18 protein-coding genes are annotated in these 13,297 nt (G+C 70.5%); 3 read left to right on the top strand and 15 right to left on the bottom strand.

Features of this window, described 5'->3' with window-relative positions:
- Position 1: 1 nt before the first annotated feature.
- The 6 genes from AB0K28_RS30350 to AB0K28_RS30325 form a co-directional block, all read right to left on the bottom strand.
- A complete protein-coding gene (locus AB0K28_RS30350) occupies positions 2-793 on the bottom strand; it encodes a hypothetical protein (RefSeq protein WP_364376795.1) in 792 nt (263 codons plus the stop codon).
- Complete coding sequence (locus AB0K28_RS30345) at positions 790-1,446, bottom strand: response regulator transcription factor (protein WP_345389588.1); 657 nt, start codon at positions 1,444-1,446, stop codon at positions 790-792. Before AB0K28_RS30345 ends, AB0K28_RS30350 begins: the two co-directional genes overlap by 4 nt.
- Positions 1,437-2,597, bottom strand: coding sequence for a histidine kinase (locus tag AB0K28_RS30340; protein ID WP_345389585.1), 1,161 nt, complete (start codon positions 2,595-2,597; stop codon positions 1,437-1,439). The genes AB0K28_RS30345 and AB0K28_RS30340 overlap by 10 nt, the downstream gene beginning before the upstream one ends.
- Before the next feature lie 79 nt (positions 2,598-2,676).
- Entirely contained in the window at positions 2,677-3,390 is a 714-nt protein-coding gene (gene bioD / locus AB0K28_RS30335) for a dethiobiotin synthase (protein ID WP_364376791.1), read from the bottom strand.
- 24 nt (positions 3,391-3,414) lie between these two features.
- Complete coding sequence (locus AB0K28_RS30330) at positions 3,415-4,134, bottom strand: GntR family transcriptional regulator (RefSeq protein ID WP_364376788.1); 720 nt, start codon at positions 4,132-4,134, stop codon at positions 3,415-3,417.
- A complete protein-coding gene (locus AB0K28_RS30325; protein ID WP_364376785.1) occupies positions 4,131-4,526 on the bottom strand; it encodes a hypothetical protein in 396 nt (131 codons plus the stop codon). Before AB0K28_RS30325 ends, AB0K28_RS30330 begins: the two co-directional genes overlap by 4 nt.
- 58 nt (positions 4,527-4,584) lie before the next feature.
- On the opposite strand from AB0K28_RS30325, the gene AB0K28_RS30320 reads away from it, so the two are divergent.
- Positions 4,585-6,054, top strand: coding sequence for a histidine kinase N-terminal domain-containing protein (locus AB0K28_RS30320; protein ID WP_355414746.1), 1,470 nt, complete (start codon positions 4,585-4,587; stop codon positions 6,052-6,054).
- Between the two features lie 47 nt (positions 6,055-6,101).
- Here the strand turns inward: AB0K28_RS30320 and AB0K28_RS30315 are convergent, their stop codons facing one another.
- Positions 6,102-6,356: a WhiB family transcriptional regulator gene (locus tag AB0K28_RS30315; protein WP_113705541.1), complete on the bottom strand. Its 255-nt coding sequence runs from the start codon at positions 6,354-6,356 to the stop codon at positions 6,102-6,104.
- A gap of 269 nt (positions 6,357-6,625) precedes the next feature.
- Positions 6,626-7,591 carry a diacylglycerol kinase family protein gene (locus AB0K28_RS30310; RefSeq protein WP_364376782.1) on the bottom strand — a complete coding sequence of 322 codons (966 nt, stop codon included), beginning with the start codon at positions 7,589-7,591 and terminating at the stop codon, positions 6,626-6,628.
- 90 nt (positions 7,592-7,681) lie between these two features.
- On the opposite strand from AB0K28_RS30310, the gene AB0K28_RS30305 reads away from it, so the two are divergent.
- Complete coding sequence (locus tag AB0K28_RS30305; protein ID WP_345389566.1) at positions 7,682-8,065, top strand: hypothetical protein; 384 nt, start codon at positions 7,682-7,684, stop codon at positions 8,063-8,065.
- A gap of 43 nt (positions 8,066-8,108) precedes the next feature.
- On the opposite strand, the gene AB0K28_RS30300 is transcribed toward AB0K28_RS30305, so the two are convergent.
- From AB0K28_RS30300 to sodN, 3 genes are all read right to left on the bottom strand, one after another.
- Positions 8,109-8,888: an RNA polymerase sigma factor SigF gene (locus AB0K28_RS30300; RefSeq protein WP_186404427.1), complete on the bottom strand. Its 780-nt coding sequence runs from the start codon at positions 8,886-8,888 to the stop codon at positions 8,109-8,111.
- Between the two features lie 17 nt (positions 8,889-8,905).
- Positions 8,906-9,343 (bottom strand): anti-sigma factor, encoded by a 438-nt coding sequence (locus AB0K28_RS30295; RefSeq protein ID WP_355414740.1) that lies wholly within the window; start codon positions 9,341-9,343, stop codon positions 8,906-8,908.
- A gap of 128 nt (positions 9,344-9,471) precedes the next feature.
- Entirely contained in the window at positions 9,472-9,873 is a 402-nt protein-coding gene (sodN, locus tag AB0K28_RS30290; protein ID WP_148442130.1) for a superoxide dismutase, Ni, read from the bottom strand.
- A gap of 90 nt (positions 9,874-9,963) precedes the next feature.
- On the opposite strand from sodN, the gene AB0K28_RS30285 reads away from it, so the two are divergent.
- The gene (locus AB0K28_RS30285; protein WP_345389559.1) at positions 9,964-10,293 is read left to right on the top strand and encodes a S24 family peptidase; all 330 of its coding nucleotides are present in this window, start codon (positions 9,964-9,966) and stop codon (positions 10,291-10,293) included.
- Here AB0K28_RS30285 and AB0K28_RS30280 read toward each other — a convergent pair.
- The 4 genes from AB0K28_RS30280 to AB0K28_RS30265 form a co-directional block, all read right to left on the bottom strand.
- Entirely contained in the window at positions 10,230-10,688 is a 459-nt protein-coding gene (locus tag AB0K28_RS30280) for a CGNR zinc finger domain-containing protein (protein ID WP_345389556.1), read from the bottom strand. The two genes, AB0K28_RS30285 and AB0K28_RS30280, sit on opposite strands and share 64 nt — an antisense overlap.
- Before the next feature lie 67 nt (positions 10,689-10,755).
- Entirely contained in the window at positions 10,756-11,499 is a 744-nt protein-coding gene (locus AB0K28_RS30275) for an amino acid ABC transporter ATP-binding protein (protein ID WP_345389553.1), read from the bottom strand.
- The gene (locus AB0K28_RS30270) at positions 11,496-12,323 is read right to left on the bottom strand and encodes an amino acid ABC transporter permease (protein WP_345389550.1); all 828 of its coding nucleotides are present in this window, start codon (positions 12,321-12,323) and stop codon (positions 11,496-11,498) included. Before AB0K28_RS30270 ends, AB0K28_RS30275 begins: the two co-directional genes overlap by 4 nt.
- A 3-nt stretch (positions 12,324-12,326) precedes the next feature.
- Positions 12,327-13,187, bottom strand: a complete 861-nt coding sequence (locus AB0K28_RS30265; RefSeq protein ID WP_345389547.1) for an ABC transporter substrate-binding protein — start codon at positions 13,185-13,187, stop codon at positions 12,327-12,329.
- Positions 13,188-13,297 lie beyond the last annotated feature (110 nt).

The following is a 13,297-nucleotide window of genomic DNA, read 5'->3' as shown; positions in this document are numbered from 1 at the left end:
GTCATTGGCAACAGATCGTGACCAAGCCGTCCTCGGTGGTCGCGACGATCGTCTTGGGGGAGCCGGTGGTCTGCCGGACGTCGACCGTGGTGTTGGTGCCGGTCGCGGTGACGTCGTACGCGCTGTCGCGGCCCGCCTGCGGCGGCAGGTTCACCATCACGTCGCCGGTGGTGCGGACGACGGCCTTGACCTGCGACGGCGCTCCCGCGAAGCGCAGGTCGAGGTCGCCGGTGCCGACCTCGACGTCCGCCCGCTGCCCGCCGAGGTCGTCGGCGTCGACGCTGCCCGTGCCCGTGCGCGCCCACAGGTCGCCCGCGACCGCGTGCACGTCGAGGTCACCCGACACCGAGGTCAGGCGTACGTCGCCGAACAGCTCGGAAACCGCCAGACCGCCGCCCCTGGTGCTCGCGTCGAGGTTCGTCTCCGGCGGCACGAACAACGTGTAGTCGGCGTGGCAGAACGGCCCGTCGGGCTGGTCGCCTCCGGGACAGACCGCGTCGAGCAGGAGCGTGCGGGAGCCGGCGTCCCACTCCTCCGTCACCGTCGGGCGGTCCCTGGTCCAGCGCAGCGAGCGCTCGAGCAGCAGCTCGCCCGCCTTGCCCGGCAGCACGTACAGGCCGACCCTGCCCTTGCCGGTCTTCACCCGCAGGCTCTCGCCCTCGAACGGGATCGAGCGCATCGTGACCTCCGTCGGCGTGCGCGCCCGCGCGAACCCCCGCCAGAGCACGACCGTCGAGATCGTCAGCGCGATCACCGTGGCCGCCGCGCCCGCCATCAGCCAGACCGCTCTCACGGCAGGCTCCTGATCTTCAGGAACTGCAGCACCGCCAGCACCCGCCGGTGGTCGCCCTCGGCCGGCGACAGGTCGAGCTTGGTGAAGATGTTGCCGATGTGCTTGCCCACCGCGCCCTCGCTGAGCACCAGAGCCTGCCCGATGCCGGCGTTGGAGCGGCCCTCCGCCATCAGCTGGAGCACCTCGTGCTCGCGCGGCGTCAGGCGCTCAAGCGGGTCGTTGTTGCCGCGCAGCAGCAGCTGGGAGACCACCTCGGGGTCGAGCGCGGTGCCGCCCTGCCCCACCCGGCGCAGCGCGTCGATGAACTCCGTCACGTCGGCCACCCGGTCCTTCAGCAGGTAGCCGACCCCGCCGGTCGCGGCCGAGGCCAGCAGCTGGGCGGCGTAGCGCTCCTCGACGTACTGCGAGAGCACCAGCACCGCCAGCTTCGGCTGCTGGCGGCGCAGCACCAGCGCGGCGCGCAGGCCCTCGTCGGTGTGCGTGGGCGGCATGCGCACGTCGGTGATGACCAGCTCGGGCTGATGCTCCTCGACCGCGCGCAGTAACCCCTCGGCCTCGTCAACGGCCGCCACCACCTGCATGCCGGCCGCGTCGAGCAGCCGGATCAGCCCCTCGCGCAGCAGCACGGAATCCTCTGCGAGCACTACTCGCACGGCAGCTCCACCTCGATCGTCGTCGGTCCCCCGAGAGGGCTGGACAGCCGCAGGGCGCCGTCCACGGAGTCGACCCGCTGGGCCAGGCCGCGCAGCCCGGTGCCGCCGTCCATCCTCGCACCACCGCAGCCGTCGTCCCACACGAGCAGATGCAGGCGGTCTCGTTCCCGCCGCACGCTCACCTCGGCCTTGGTGGCCGCCGCGTGCTTGGCGATGTTCGTCAGCGCCTCCGACACGATGAAGAACGCCACCGCCTCGATCGTCGGCGTGGTCCGCCGCTCGATGTCCACGCGCAGCTTCACCGGGAACGGCGCGCGGGCCGCCACGCCCGACAGCGCCGCGTCCAGGCCCTGGTCGTTGAGCACCGCCGGGTGCAGGCCGCGGACGAAGTCGCGCAGCTCCTTGAGCGCCTGCTTGGCCTCCTCGTGGGCCTGCTCGATGGCCTCGCGCGCCGGGTCAGGCAGGTCGGTCAGCGTCGCCCTGGCCAGGCCCAGGTTCATCGCCAGCGACACCAGCCGCTGCTGGGCGCCGTCGTGCAGGTCGCGCTCGATCCTGCGGCGCTCGGCGTCGGCCGCGTCGATCACGCCGGCCCGGCTCTCGGTCAGCGTCTCGATGCGCTGGCCCAGCTCGCTGCGGCTCGGGCCGAGCAGCGCACGCGCCACCGACAGGTCCAGCACCGCCATGCCGCGCGCCAGCAGCGGCGCGAGCAGCGCCAGGCTCAGGCCCACGAGCATGTAGACGAACACGACCTTGCCGTCCCTGAGATCGAACTCGAACTCCAGCGGCGGCGGCTGCAGCTTGGGCGGCAGAAACGCCAGCAGCCCCACGACGGCGCCACCCCACGCCAGCGCCACCAGGAACACGCCCACCAGGCTCACCCAGGGGGAGAGCAGGTGGTAGCAGATCTGCCGCCACGTCGCGGTGGCGCGCAGGTTCGCAGGAGAGCGTACGGGCGGGATGCGGGAGCCCAGGAACGCCTCGAACCTCGACCGCTGCACCCCCGTGAACCTCGGGACCGCCCGCACCAGCAGCGGCGGCGCCACGGCCAGGGCCAGCGTGAGCGCGCCGAGCAGCATGGCCAGGGGCAGGCCCACCATCACGTGCGCCGTGTCCAGCCAGGCACGGGCCGACCAGGGACGGGGGACTTTCATGTCGTCAACGGTAATGATCGGCGGCGGGGCCGTGAAATGGGCCTGGTGTGCCGGTGGATGGTAGGGCTAACCCCACCCTTCAGGCGGTCTGGCGGAAGCGGGCCGGGTCGAAGGCGCCGCCCAGCGCGGCACCGAGGCCACGCCTGGCCACGTCCAGGAACGTCTCAGGCCCGGGCAGCGCACCGGCCCCGTCGGGCAGCGCGCCGGCCAGGGGCCGCGCCGCCAGCATCTCCAGGTCGGCGACGGCGGAGCGCTCCGCGAGCCCGGGCGCGGCAGGCCACCGCCCGATGACGACCCCCGCGAGGTCGAGCCCCCGATGCGCGAGCGCCTCCAGGGTGAGCGCGGTGTCGTTCACCGTGCCGGCGCCGGGGCTCACCACCACGAGCACCTGGGCACGCAGCGTACGCGCGAGGTCGGCCACGGTGGCGCCGTCCTCGTCGTAGCGATCGAGCAGCCCGCCCGTCCCCTCCACGAGCACCAGCCGGTTGCTCTCCGACAGCTCCCGCACGAGGGTGACCGCCGCCGACATGGACACGGGCGGCAGCCCGGCGGCCCGAGCGGCCGCGGCGGGCGGCAACGCGTCGGGGAACCGCCCCAGCTCGAACGTCGTCCTGACCCCGGAGAGCCGCATCACCCGATCGACGTCACCGTCGTCCCCGGCGCCGACTCCGGTCTGCGCCGCCTTGACCACGGCCACCTCGGCTTTCCGAGCGACCGCCAGCGCCGCCACCGCCGCGGTCACCACGCTCTTCCCCACACCGCTGCCGGTACCCGCGACGACGAGAACGCTCATGACTCAAGCGTAGGGAAAGGGCGGTCAGGGGCGGCGGAGGCGGGTGACGAACTTGTAGCGGTCGCCGCGGTAGAGGCTCTGGGCCCACTCCACCGGGTTGCCGTCGGCGTCGAAGGCGTGCCGGGTGAGCAGGAGCATGGGGAGGCCGACGTCCACGCCCAGGGCCTTGGCGTCGTAGGGGGTGGCGAGGACGGTCTCGATGATCTCCTCGGCGTCCGTCAGGCGCACGTTGTAGGCGTTGTGCAGCGTCTCGTACAGGGAGGCGTGCACTTCGAGCTCGCGGCGCAGGCGGGGGAAGCGGCGGGCGGACAGGTGGGTGGTGTCGATGGAGACGGGCTCGCCGTTGGCCAGGCGGAGGCGGTGGATGCGCAGGACGCGGCCGCCGGGGTTGATGGCCAGGCGGCGGGCGAGTGCCTCGTCGGCGGTGATGTAGCCGATCTCGAGGATCTTGGTGTCGGGTTCGAGGCCGGCGGTGCGCAGGTCCCCGATGTACGAGGTGAGCTGCAGCACCTGGGCCACCTTGGGCTGCGCGACGAAGGTGCCCTTGCCCTGGATGCGCAGCAGCCGCCCCTCGACGACCAGCTCGGTCAGGGCTTGGCGGACGGTGGTGCGCGAGGTCTCGAACCGGACGGCGAGCGTGCGTTCCGGCGGGAGCGCGGTGCCGGGGGAGAGGGTCTTGGTGAGTTCGAGCAGGGCCCGTTTCACGTCGTAGTACTTCGGCACGCGGGGGCTGTCGTCGCTCACGCTCTCACCTTCACTTCTGCCACGGCGGTGAGGGCGTGTCTGGTCACCGCGAGATCATCGGAACTCACTTCGGCCCGAGTGGTCAACCGCGGGCCGCGGCGGCCGACCGGCGCCGGGCGCGTGCGGGTGTGGGCACGCGCGGATCCGGGCAGCTCAGGTTGATGGTGAAGGATATCCACAGCAGCGTGCGCGATCGCAACCGAGACGGGCTCGCGCGCCGTGTCGCGCCGGTGCCGGGAGGACGTCGCGCTCGTGTGGATCACCTCCGGCTCGCCGCGGAGCGGCTCGTTCTCGGTGGCTCGCGGCTTCGGCGGTATGACGCTTCTCACAGTATGAGATTTCGTGACAAGTCCAGCTATGTGGGCGATGTCGTCACCCTTGTCGTCAAACATGCCCGCCTGCCCGGGGGTCGGTTTGGTTGTTGCGGGGGAAAGCACGCATGATGCACTCGTGCCGACTCTCAGCGACCTCGTAGCCCGCCACACCGCGCTCGACGAAGCGGATCTCGACTGGCTGCACTCGCTGGTCTCCGACTGGCAGCTGCTGGCCGACCTGTCGTTCGCCGACCTCGTGCTGTGGGCGCCGCTGCTGGGAGAGAACGGCTGGATCGCCATCGCCCAGATGCGCCCCACGACGGGCCCGACGGTCTACCACGACGACATCGTCGGCACGGTCGCGGCCAAGGGCGAGCGCCAGCTCATCGACACCGCATGGAACGAGCGGCGCATCTGCCGCGAGGGCGACCCCGACTGGTCCACGGGCGTGCCGGTCAGGGAGGAGACCATCCCCGTACGCCGGGCGGTCGAGGACGGCGAGGCCCGCTTCCTCGCGGTCATCCAGCGCTCGACGAACCTCTCCTCGGCCCGCACCCCCTCCCGCCTGGAGCTGACCTACCTGCAGAGCGCCTCCGACCTGGCGCAGATGGTGGCGGAGGGGCGCTTCCCCTTCTCGGGCGACGAGCCGATCCTGGTCCGCTCGCCACGCGTGGGCGACGGCCTGCTCAGGCTCGACAGGGCCGGACGCGTCACCTACGCCTCCCCCAACGCGCTGTCGGCCTACCGCAGGCTCGGCCTGCACGCCGACCTCGTGGGCGCCGAGCTGGGCCGGGTCACCGCCCAGCTGTGCTACTCCGACGAGCCCATCAACGAAGACCTCATGATCGTGGCCAGCGGGCGCGCGGCCAAGGAGACCGAGGTCGAGTCGGGCGGCACGATCGTGCAGCTGCGCGCGATCCCGCTGATCGTCGGCGGCGGCCGCATCGGCGCGCTCGTCCTCATCAGGGACGTCACCGAGCTGCGCAGGCGCGAGCGCGAGCTGATGACGAAGGACGCCACCATCCGCGAGATCCACCACCGGGTCAAGAACAACCTGCAGACCGTGGCCGCGCTGCTGCGCCTGCAGGCCAGGCGGCTTCAGGTGCCGGAGGGCCGCGAGGCGCTGGAGGAGGCCGTACGCCGGGTCGGCTCGATCGCGATCGTGCACGAGACGCTCTCGCACGCGCCGGAGGAGTTCGTCGACTTCGACGAGATCGCCGACAGGGTGATCGCCATGGCGGGCGAGGTCTCGTCCCCCGAGGTGGCGGTCACGCCGCGGCGGGTGGGGGAGTTCGGCGTGCTGCCGTCGCTGATCGCCACCCCGCTGGCGATGGCGCTGACCGAGCTGTTGCAGAACGCGTTGCAGCATGGGCGGCCCAAGCGGCTGGAGGTGATGGTCGAGTCCGCGCACGAGCGGCTCAACGTGACCGTCTGGGACGACGGCCGCGGGCTGCCCGACGGCTTCGATCTCGACAGTTCCACCAGCCTGGGGTTGCAGATCGTGCGCACGCTGGTGGAAGGGGAGCTGTCCGGGCGGCTCACCGTCGAGCCGCGCCTGGAAGGCGGCACGGAGGTCGTTCTGTCGATCCCGCTTCCGCCCTGCTGACAGCGCCGTCGTAGGGTGGGGAGACTATGAAGGTTTCTGGCGGGTCTTCAGGCGGAGGCGCGGGCACGGGCGCGGGCGGTGCGGCGCTTGAGCGCGCGACGCTCGTCCTCGCTCAGGCCGCCCCAGACGCCGGCGTCCTGGCCGGACTCGAGGGCCCACTTCAGGCAGGCGTCGACGGCCGGGCAGGAACGACAGACCTGCTTGGCCTCTTCGATCTGCATGAGTGCCGGGCCGGTGTTGCCGATCGGGAAGAACAGCTCGGGGTCCACGTCACGGCAGGCAGCTCGGTGGCGCCAGTCCATGCGTCCACTCCTTAGTAGATGGAGCCTTCGGTCGGGCTCCGTGCGGCTACTTTGTGAAGAGTTTCACTAACTCGCGCGAACAATGACCCGCATCCTGTGAGGACCGGGGTTGCCCGCCGCCCGTCGAGGACCCTGGGGTTGTTAAAGGTCCTACGTTCGGACGTCATGGTTGAGCCTGTCAGCCACGCAGAGTGCACGCAAGGGGGTTGGCGGTAAGTTTTGGCGGTTATGGATGTCGGATGCGTCACACAATGACCGAATGTAACCGGCTAGACCAGAACTTGTAACGCGTTCGGTGTAGACCGGAACGTCACCCGCTCGCGTTCGCCCAGGTAGTCACCGTCCAGCTGGAAGGCCACGGGACGGTCGGCGGTGAGCGTGAACTCGGCCTCGTCGTGGAGCTGGACGAGGTTCCGGCCGGACGGAAGGGCGTCGCTCTCCGTGAGGATGTGCCTGATCACCGGTGCGAGTGTGATAGGGCTCATCCTGCGCAGGCCGAGGAGGTCCAGGCCGGTCTCGAAGCTCGCCCACGGGGTGGGGCGCACGGGGCGGCTGCCGACGTACGTCCAGGGCGAGGTGTTGGAGATGATCGCCATGAACACCCCGCCGGCCGCCGGGATGCCAGGACCGGTCACCGTCATCGCGGGACGCCGCTTGTCCGTGGCCAGATAGTGCCTCAGAGCCGTGTTCACATACCGTGTGGGGGTTGCTTTACGGCCGGTGCCCCTCAGGCCCTCCACGGCCCGTACAACCTCGGCGTCGTACCCCATCCCCGAGCAGAACGTGAAGTAGCGGCTCTGGCCCTCCCACAGGGCCTGCCCCAAACCCACGGTCCTGCGCCGGCCCTCCCTGAGCGCCTCCAGCACCTGGCCCGTCGACTCCACCGGGTCGTTGGGCAGGCCGAGCGCGCGGGCGAAGACGTTGGCGCTGCCGCCGGGGATGACGATCACCCCAGGGCGTCCGGTGCTGGGGTCGTCGAGCGGCGGAGCCTCGCCGCCGTTGACGGGATTGAGCAGGCCGTTGACGGTCTCGTTGATGGTGCCGTCGCCGCCCAGCACGGCCACCACGTCGTAGCCCTTGGCGCGGGCGGTGGCCGCCAGTGACGCCGCGTGACCCCGGTAGCGGGTCTCTTCGACGGCGAGCTCCACGGCCGCCCCGAGTGCGCGGATGAGCACGTCGCGCGTACGGGCGTTCGTGGTCGTGGCCTTGGGGTTGACCAGCAGCATGGCGCGCATGCCGCCAGCGTATCCGGTGGAGCTTGTCCGGCTTATCGGCCGAACGTCCTGTTTCCCGCGCCGCGCGTCCCGGGAGGTAGGGTACGGACCGTGAACGGTCGCCCGCTTACCCTCCTCATCGCCGCCGCGGTCGTCGCCGTCGAGGGCCTCGTGGCGCTCGGGCTCGGCGTCTTCGTCGCCGTGGAGACCCTGACCGGCACGCCGGACGACATGACCACCGCCGTGGCGGAGGCGGTCTTCGGGCTGCTGGTGGGCGCCGGGCTGCTCTGGGTGGCCTGGGGCGGGCTGTTCAGGATGGAGCGGTGGGGGAGGTCGCCCGCGGTGCTGACCCAGATCTTCATGCTGCCGGTCTCCGTCACGCTGATCCAGTCGGACCAGCTGCAGCTCGGCATCCCGCTGATCGTGGTGGCCCTGGCCGGGCTGGTGACGCTGCTCGCTCCTCCCACCACCCACGCGCTCTACGGCGACGGTTAGCCGCGTTTTCCGCACGTCGCGCCGGGCGGGTGCGGAAAACCGGTCAGTCGTCGGCCGTCAGGCCCTCGCGCAGCTGGGCCAGGGTGCGGGCCAGCAGGCGCGAGACGTGCATCTGGGAGATGCCCAGCTCGGTGGCGATCTGCGACTGCGTCATGTTGCCGAAGAAGCGCAGCAGCAGGATGCGCTTCTCGCGCGGCGGGAGCCGCTCCAGCAACGGCTTGAGCGACTCGCGATATTCGACGCCCTCGAGCGACTCGTCCACGATGCCGAGCGAGTCGGAGACCGCGGGCGCGTCGTCGTCGCCAGAGTCGGGCGCGTCGAGCGAGACCGTGGAGTAGGCGTTGGCCGACTCGAGCCCCTCCAGCACCTCCTCCTCGGTCATCTTGAGGTAGGTGGCCAGCTCGGCCACCGTCGGGGCGCGCCCCTCGCGCTGCGACAGGTCGCTGATCGCCTTGGTCAGCGAGAGCTTGAGCTCCTGCAGCCTGCGCGGCACGCGGACCGCCCAGCCCTTGTCACGGAAGTGCCGCTTGATCTCGCCGACGATGGTGGGCGTGGCGTAGGTGGAGAACTCCACGCCGCGGTTGAGGTCGAACCGGTCGATGGACTTGATCAGACCGATGGTGGCGACCTGGGTGAGGTCGTCGAGCCACTCGCCCCTGTTGCGGAAGCGGCGCGCCAGGTATTCGACCAGGGGAAGGTGAAGCTCGACCAGCTCGTCCCTGATGCGCTGGCGGCGCGGCTCCTCGGGGCCCAGCTCGGCCAGCTCGGCGAAGAGCATGCGGGCACGCACCCGGTCGGGCACGGCGTGTTCGCTGGTGGCCATGGCTCCAGTCCTTTCCGTCACGCCGGCCCCGCCGCATTCTGGGCAGCGCCTCGGCGCTTACGCAGGACGATCGCCATACGGTCGGGGGAGCCGGTCACCGCGTCGACGTCGTCGGCCAGGGCGGTCAGGACCATCCAGGCGAAGTCATCGCGTTTGGGCGCGGAGCTGCCGACGGTGGTCACCTCCACTCTGACCTGCATCTCCTGCCCCGTCAGCTCGAACTCGGCGGTCAGGTCGGTGCCCGGCACCGCCTCGCTGAGCAGCATGGCGCAGGCCTCGTCGACCGCGATGCGCAGGTCCTCGATCTCGTCCAGGGTGAAGTCAAGCCGCGCGGCCAGGCCGGCGGTAGCCGTACGCAGCACAGACAGGTAGGCACTCGCCGCGGGGAGCCTGATGCTCACCACGTCGCGGATGCCGGCCACGCCTTCCGCGCGCGTCTCGGTTTCCTCGGTCACGTTCCTCCTCGCGAATCCGCCGCTGACTGCAACTTACCGCCCCTGAGCGGTGCTTGGACGATTCAGACTCGCCATCAACGGAAAAGGCTCTGTGCGGCCGGGGACCGCACAGAGCCTTATGTGCCGTTTTAGGCGGCCTTGGTCTCCCAGAAGATCTTGGAGATTTCGTCGATCTTGCCCAGCAGGTCCTCGGCCTTGGCCACCTCGACGGTGCCCTTGGCGCCGGCCGCGCCGGCCAGCTTCGTGGCGTCCCAGAAGAGCTGGTGCAGCTGCGGGTACTGCTCCAGGTGCGGCGGCTTGAAGTAGTCGGTCCAGAGCACCCAGAGGTGGTGCTTGACCAGCTCGGCGCGCTCTTCCTTGATCTTGATGGCGCGGGCGCGGAAGACCGGGTCCTCGTTGGCCGCGTACTTCTCCATGATCGCCTTGACCGACTCGGCCTCGATGCGGGCCTGAGCGGGGTCGTAGACCCCACAGGGCAGGTCGCAGTGTGCGGAAGCGACATGCTTGGGTCGTAGCAGTCGTGCGAGCATCAGAAAGTCCTTCCTGGATGCTGAATCAGCTTGGTCCACTAACCGACCTTACTCGGGTCCCGACGCCTGCGGAGTAGGGGGTCACAGCCGATGAGAGTGCGTGTCGAAGGGGATTCGATGCGGCCCGCGCTGCAGCCGGGCGACTGGCTGCTGGTCCGGCGGGGCGCCGCCGTACGTCCTGGCGACCTCGTCGTCGCCCGCCTGCCCGGCGACCCCGACCGGCTGATCGTCAAACGCGCCCAATGGCACGGCGCCGACGGCTGGTGGCTGGAGAGCGACAACCAGCGGGCCAGCGGCCGCCGCGACAGCTGGGACTTCGGGCCGGTCCAGGACGTCGTGGGCCGCGTCGTGCTGCGCTACTGGCCGCTGATCCGCCGCCCGCCGGCCGGCCGGGCGGCGTCGCGGCGGCGGGCGCGGTAGGCGGCCACGTTGGCGCGGCTGGCGCAGCGGGCCGAGCAGTAGCGGCGCGAGCGGTTGGACGAGGTGTCGAGGAAGGCATGGCGGCAGCGCGGCTCGTGGCAGCGCCCCAGCCGGTCGACGCCCAGCTCCGCCACGACGGCGGCCAGGCCCATCACGGCCGTCGCCGCCGGGTCGTCGGCCAGGTGCAGGTGCCAGCCGTGGCCGTCGTGGTCGGACAGCTGCGGGCGTACGGGATAGCGCTCCAGCAGGGCGTTGAGCCGCGACGCCACCGCGCGCTCGTCACCGGCGGCGTCGAACACGGCGGCCAGCTCGTCGCGCAGCCCGCGCAGCTCGGCCGGCGGCGCGGGGTCGTTGGCCAGCCGGACCGCCCACTCCGCGTAAGAGGTCAGGTCCATGCCGGTGTATTACACCAGAAGGGCGGGCGCGCCGCGCGCGTCCCGCCCTCCGGCCCTGACAAAGACGTCAGTCCTCCGGGTGCAGGACGCGGTGCAGGAACGTCCGCGTGCGCTCCTGCTGCGGATCGCCGATCACCTGGGACGACGGCCCGTCCTCGACGACCACGCCGCCGTCCATGAACACCACCCGGTCGGCCACCTGGCGGGCGAAGCCCATCTCGTGGGTGACGACCAGCATCGTCATGCCCTCCTCCGCCAGCTTGCGCATGACGGTGAGCACGTCGCCGACCAGCTCGGGGTCGAGCGCCGAGGTGGGCTCGTCGAAGAGCATCAGGTCGGGGCTCATGGCCAGCGCCCTGGCGATGGCGACCCGCTGCTGCTGGCCGCCGGAGAGCTGGGTCGGCAGGGCGTCGCACTTGGCGCCGACGCCCACCTTGTCCAGGTTCTCCCGGGCGATGACCTCGGCCTCCTTCCTGCCCCGCTTGAGCACCCGCCGCTGGGCGATCATCACGTTCTCCAGCGCGGTCATGTGCGGGAACAGGTTGAACTGCTGGAAGACCATGCCGATGCGGCGGCGTACGGCGTCGATGTCCACGTCGGGGTCGGTCACCTCGACGCCCTCCACGAACACCTTGCCCCTGGTCGGCGTCTCCAGCAGGTTCACGCAGCGCAGCAGCGTGGACTTGCCGGAGCCTGAGGGCCCGATCACGCAGACCACCTGGCCGGTGTCCACGGTCATGTCGATGCCCTTGAGCACCTCGTTCTGGCCGAAGTACTTGTGCAGGTCGCGCACTTCGATGGCGTGCGTCATCGCGTCCTCCCCTTACGTCCCTCCAGCCGGGACGCGAGGTAGCCCAGCGGGATGGTGACGATCAGGTACGTCACGCCGGCGACCATGATGGGCGTGGCGTTGGCGAACTGGGAGGCCAGGTCGTTGCCGAACTTGGCCAGCTCGACGTACTCGCCGGAGACGCCGAGGAACAGCACCAGCGACGAGTCCTTCAGCAGGGCCACGAACTGGTTGGTCGTCGGCGGGATGACCATCCTGATCGCCTGCGGGATCACCACCGTGACCTGCGCCCTGGTGGCGGACATGCCGAGCGAGCGCGCGGCCTCCGTCTGCCCCTTGGGCACGGCCTGCAGGCCCGCGCGGAACACCTCCGCCTGGTAGGCCGCGCCTACCAGGCCGAGGCCCAGGATGCCCTGTCCGTACGTGCCGCCGGGGACGGCGAAGCCGGGCAGCGCCAGCGGCAGGAACGTGATCATCAGGAAGATCAGCAGCGCGGGCAGGCCGCGGAAGATCTCGATGTAGACGATCGCGATCCACCGGTACGGCAGCACCTGCGACAGCCGCATCAGCGCCAGCACCAGACCCAGCAGGAACGAGAACAGGAACCCGCCGACCGCGTAGATGATGGTGTTGCGCAGCGCGACCGTGAACAGGTCGGGCAGGGCCTCGCGCGCCACGTCGCCCTTCGCGAAGTTCTGGGCGAGGCTGCCCCAGTCGGCGTAGAGGACGACGCCGACCAGCGCGAGGACCAGGACGGCGTACTGGATGCCCCGGCTGATCCGCTGCTTCTTGCGCGGGCTGAGCCTGGCGCGAGCAGGCTCAGCCGTCTTGGGCTGCTCGGCCATGGATCAGCTGCCCAGCTCGCCGGGCTTCTTGCCGAACCACTTCACGTAGATCTTCTCGTAGGTGCCGTCCTGCTTGGCCTTGGCGATCTCCTCGTTGATCGTCTTGAGCAGGGTCGGGTCGGCGTTCTTCTTCAGGCCGATGCCGTACTGCTCGCCGGTGTCGAGGCTGGCGATCAGCTCGAACTTCTCGGCGATGTCGGACTTCTTCAGCCAGGTGAGCACGACCGGCAGGTCCTGGACGACGACGTCGGCCTGGCCCGCCTGCAGGGCGAGCAGCTCCTTGGCGGAGTCGGCGTACTCGGTGGGGTCGAAGCCCTGCTTCTTGACGTAGTCGAGGCCGGTGGTGCTGGCCTGCGCGCCCAGCTTGAGACCCTTGGCCTTGACGTCCTCGAGCGACTTGGCGCCGGTGCCCTTCTTGGCCAGCAGCGCCTGCGTGGCGTCGAAGTAGGGCTCGGAGAAGTCGATGTTCTGCTGCCGCTCGGGGGTGATGGTCATGCCGGCGGCGGCGACGTCGCACTTGCCCGCGGCCATCGCGGCGCCGCTCTTGATGACGGCGAAGTCGATGTCGACGATGTTCTGCTCGACGCCGAGCTTCTTCGCGGCCAGGTCGACGATGTCCACGTCGAAGCCGACGACCTTGCCGCTGTCGTCCTTGAACTGGAACGGCTCGTACGGGATGTTCGTGCAGACGGTGAGCTTGCCGGGCTGCACCAGCTTGACGCCGGCGGCCGCGCCGGTGGCGCTCGCGCTGGTGGTGCCGGAGCTCGAGCCGCTCTCGCCGCCGCACGCGGACAGCGCGAGGGCGGCGGTCAGGGCGAGCGCGCCGGCGGCGTAGCCGCGGCGGCCCTTGGGGCTGAGGGCCATGTACGGCCTCCTCGAGAAGTGAAATGCCTTGACGTGCGTTTTGTGCAGTTTAAATGGGGTTTTGTGCGTATCTGTCATCGGACGTTTAACGATGCGTCAACGGAACGGCG

Origin of the sequence: Nonomuraea sp. NPDC049504 (assembly GCF_040676845.1) — a bacterium.
GTDB lineage: Bacteria > Actinomycetota > Actinomycetes > Streptosporangiales > Streptosporangiaceae > Nonomuraea > Nonomuraea salmonea.
Note: the sequence above shows the minus strand (reverse complement) of the source record. Positions and strands in the feature narration are given on the sequence as shown.

Excerpts from the sequence above, each read along its gene's own strand:
- AB0K28_RS30340 (WP_345389585.1), bottom strand. The coding sequence starts at position 2,597 with ATGAAAGTCCCCCGTCCCTGGTCGGCCCGTGCCTGGCTGGACACGGCG.
- bioD (WP_364376791.1), bottom strand. The coding sequence starts at position 3,390 with ATGAGCGTTCTCGTCGTCGCGGGTACCGGCAGCGGTGTGGGGAAGAGC.
- AB0K28_RS30325 (WP_364376785.1), bottom strand. The coding sequence starts at position 4,526 with ATGTTTGACGACAAGGGTGACGACATCGCCCACATAGCTGGACTTGTC.
- AB0K28_RS30315 (WP_113705541.1), bottom strand. The coding sequence starts at position 6,356 with ATGGACTGGCGCCACCGAGCTGCCTGCCGTGACGTGGACCCCGAGCTG.
- AB0K28_RS30310 (WP_364376782.1), bottom strand. The coding sequence starts at position 7,591 with ATGCGCGCCATGCTGCTGGTCAACCCCAAGGCCACGACCACGAACGCC.
- AB0K28_RS30300 (WP_186404427.1), bottom strand. The coding sequence starts at position 8,888 with ATGGCCACCAGCGAACACGCCGTGCCCGACCGGGTGCGTGCCCGCATG.
- sodN (WP_148442130.1), bottom strand. The coding sequence starts at position 9,873 with ATGCTCGCACGACTGCTACGACCCAAGCATGTCGCTTCCGCACACTGC.
- AB0K28_RS30285 (WP_345389559.1), top strand. The coding sequence starts at position 9,964 with ATGAGAGTGCGTGTCGAAGGGGATTCGATGCGGCCCGCGCTGCAGCCG.
- AB0K28_RS30280 (WP_345389556.1), bottom strand. The coding sequence starts at position 10,688 with ATGGACCTGACCTCTTACGCGGAGTGGGCGGTCCGGCTGGCCAACGAC.
- AB0K28_RS30275 (WP_345389553.1), bottom strand. The coding sequence starts at position 11,499 with ATGACGCACGCCATCGAAGTGCGCGACCTGCACAAGTACTTCGGCCAG.
- AB0K28_RS30270 (WP_345389550.1), bottom strand. The coding sequence starts at position 12,323 with ATGGCCGAGCAGCCCAAGACGGCTGAGCCTGCTCGCGCCAGGCTCAGC.
- AB0K28_RS30265 (WP_345389547.1), bottom strand. The coding sequence starts at position 13,187 with ATGGCCCTCAGCCCCAAGGGCCGCCGCGGCTACGCCGCCGGCGCGCTC.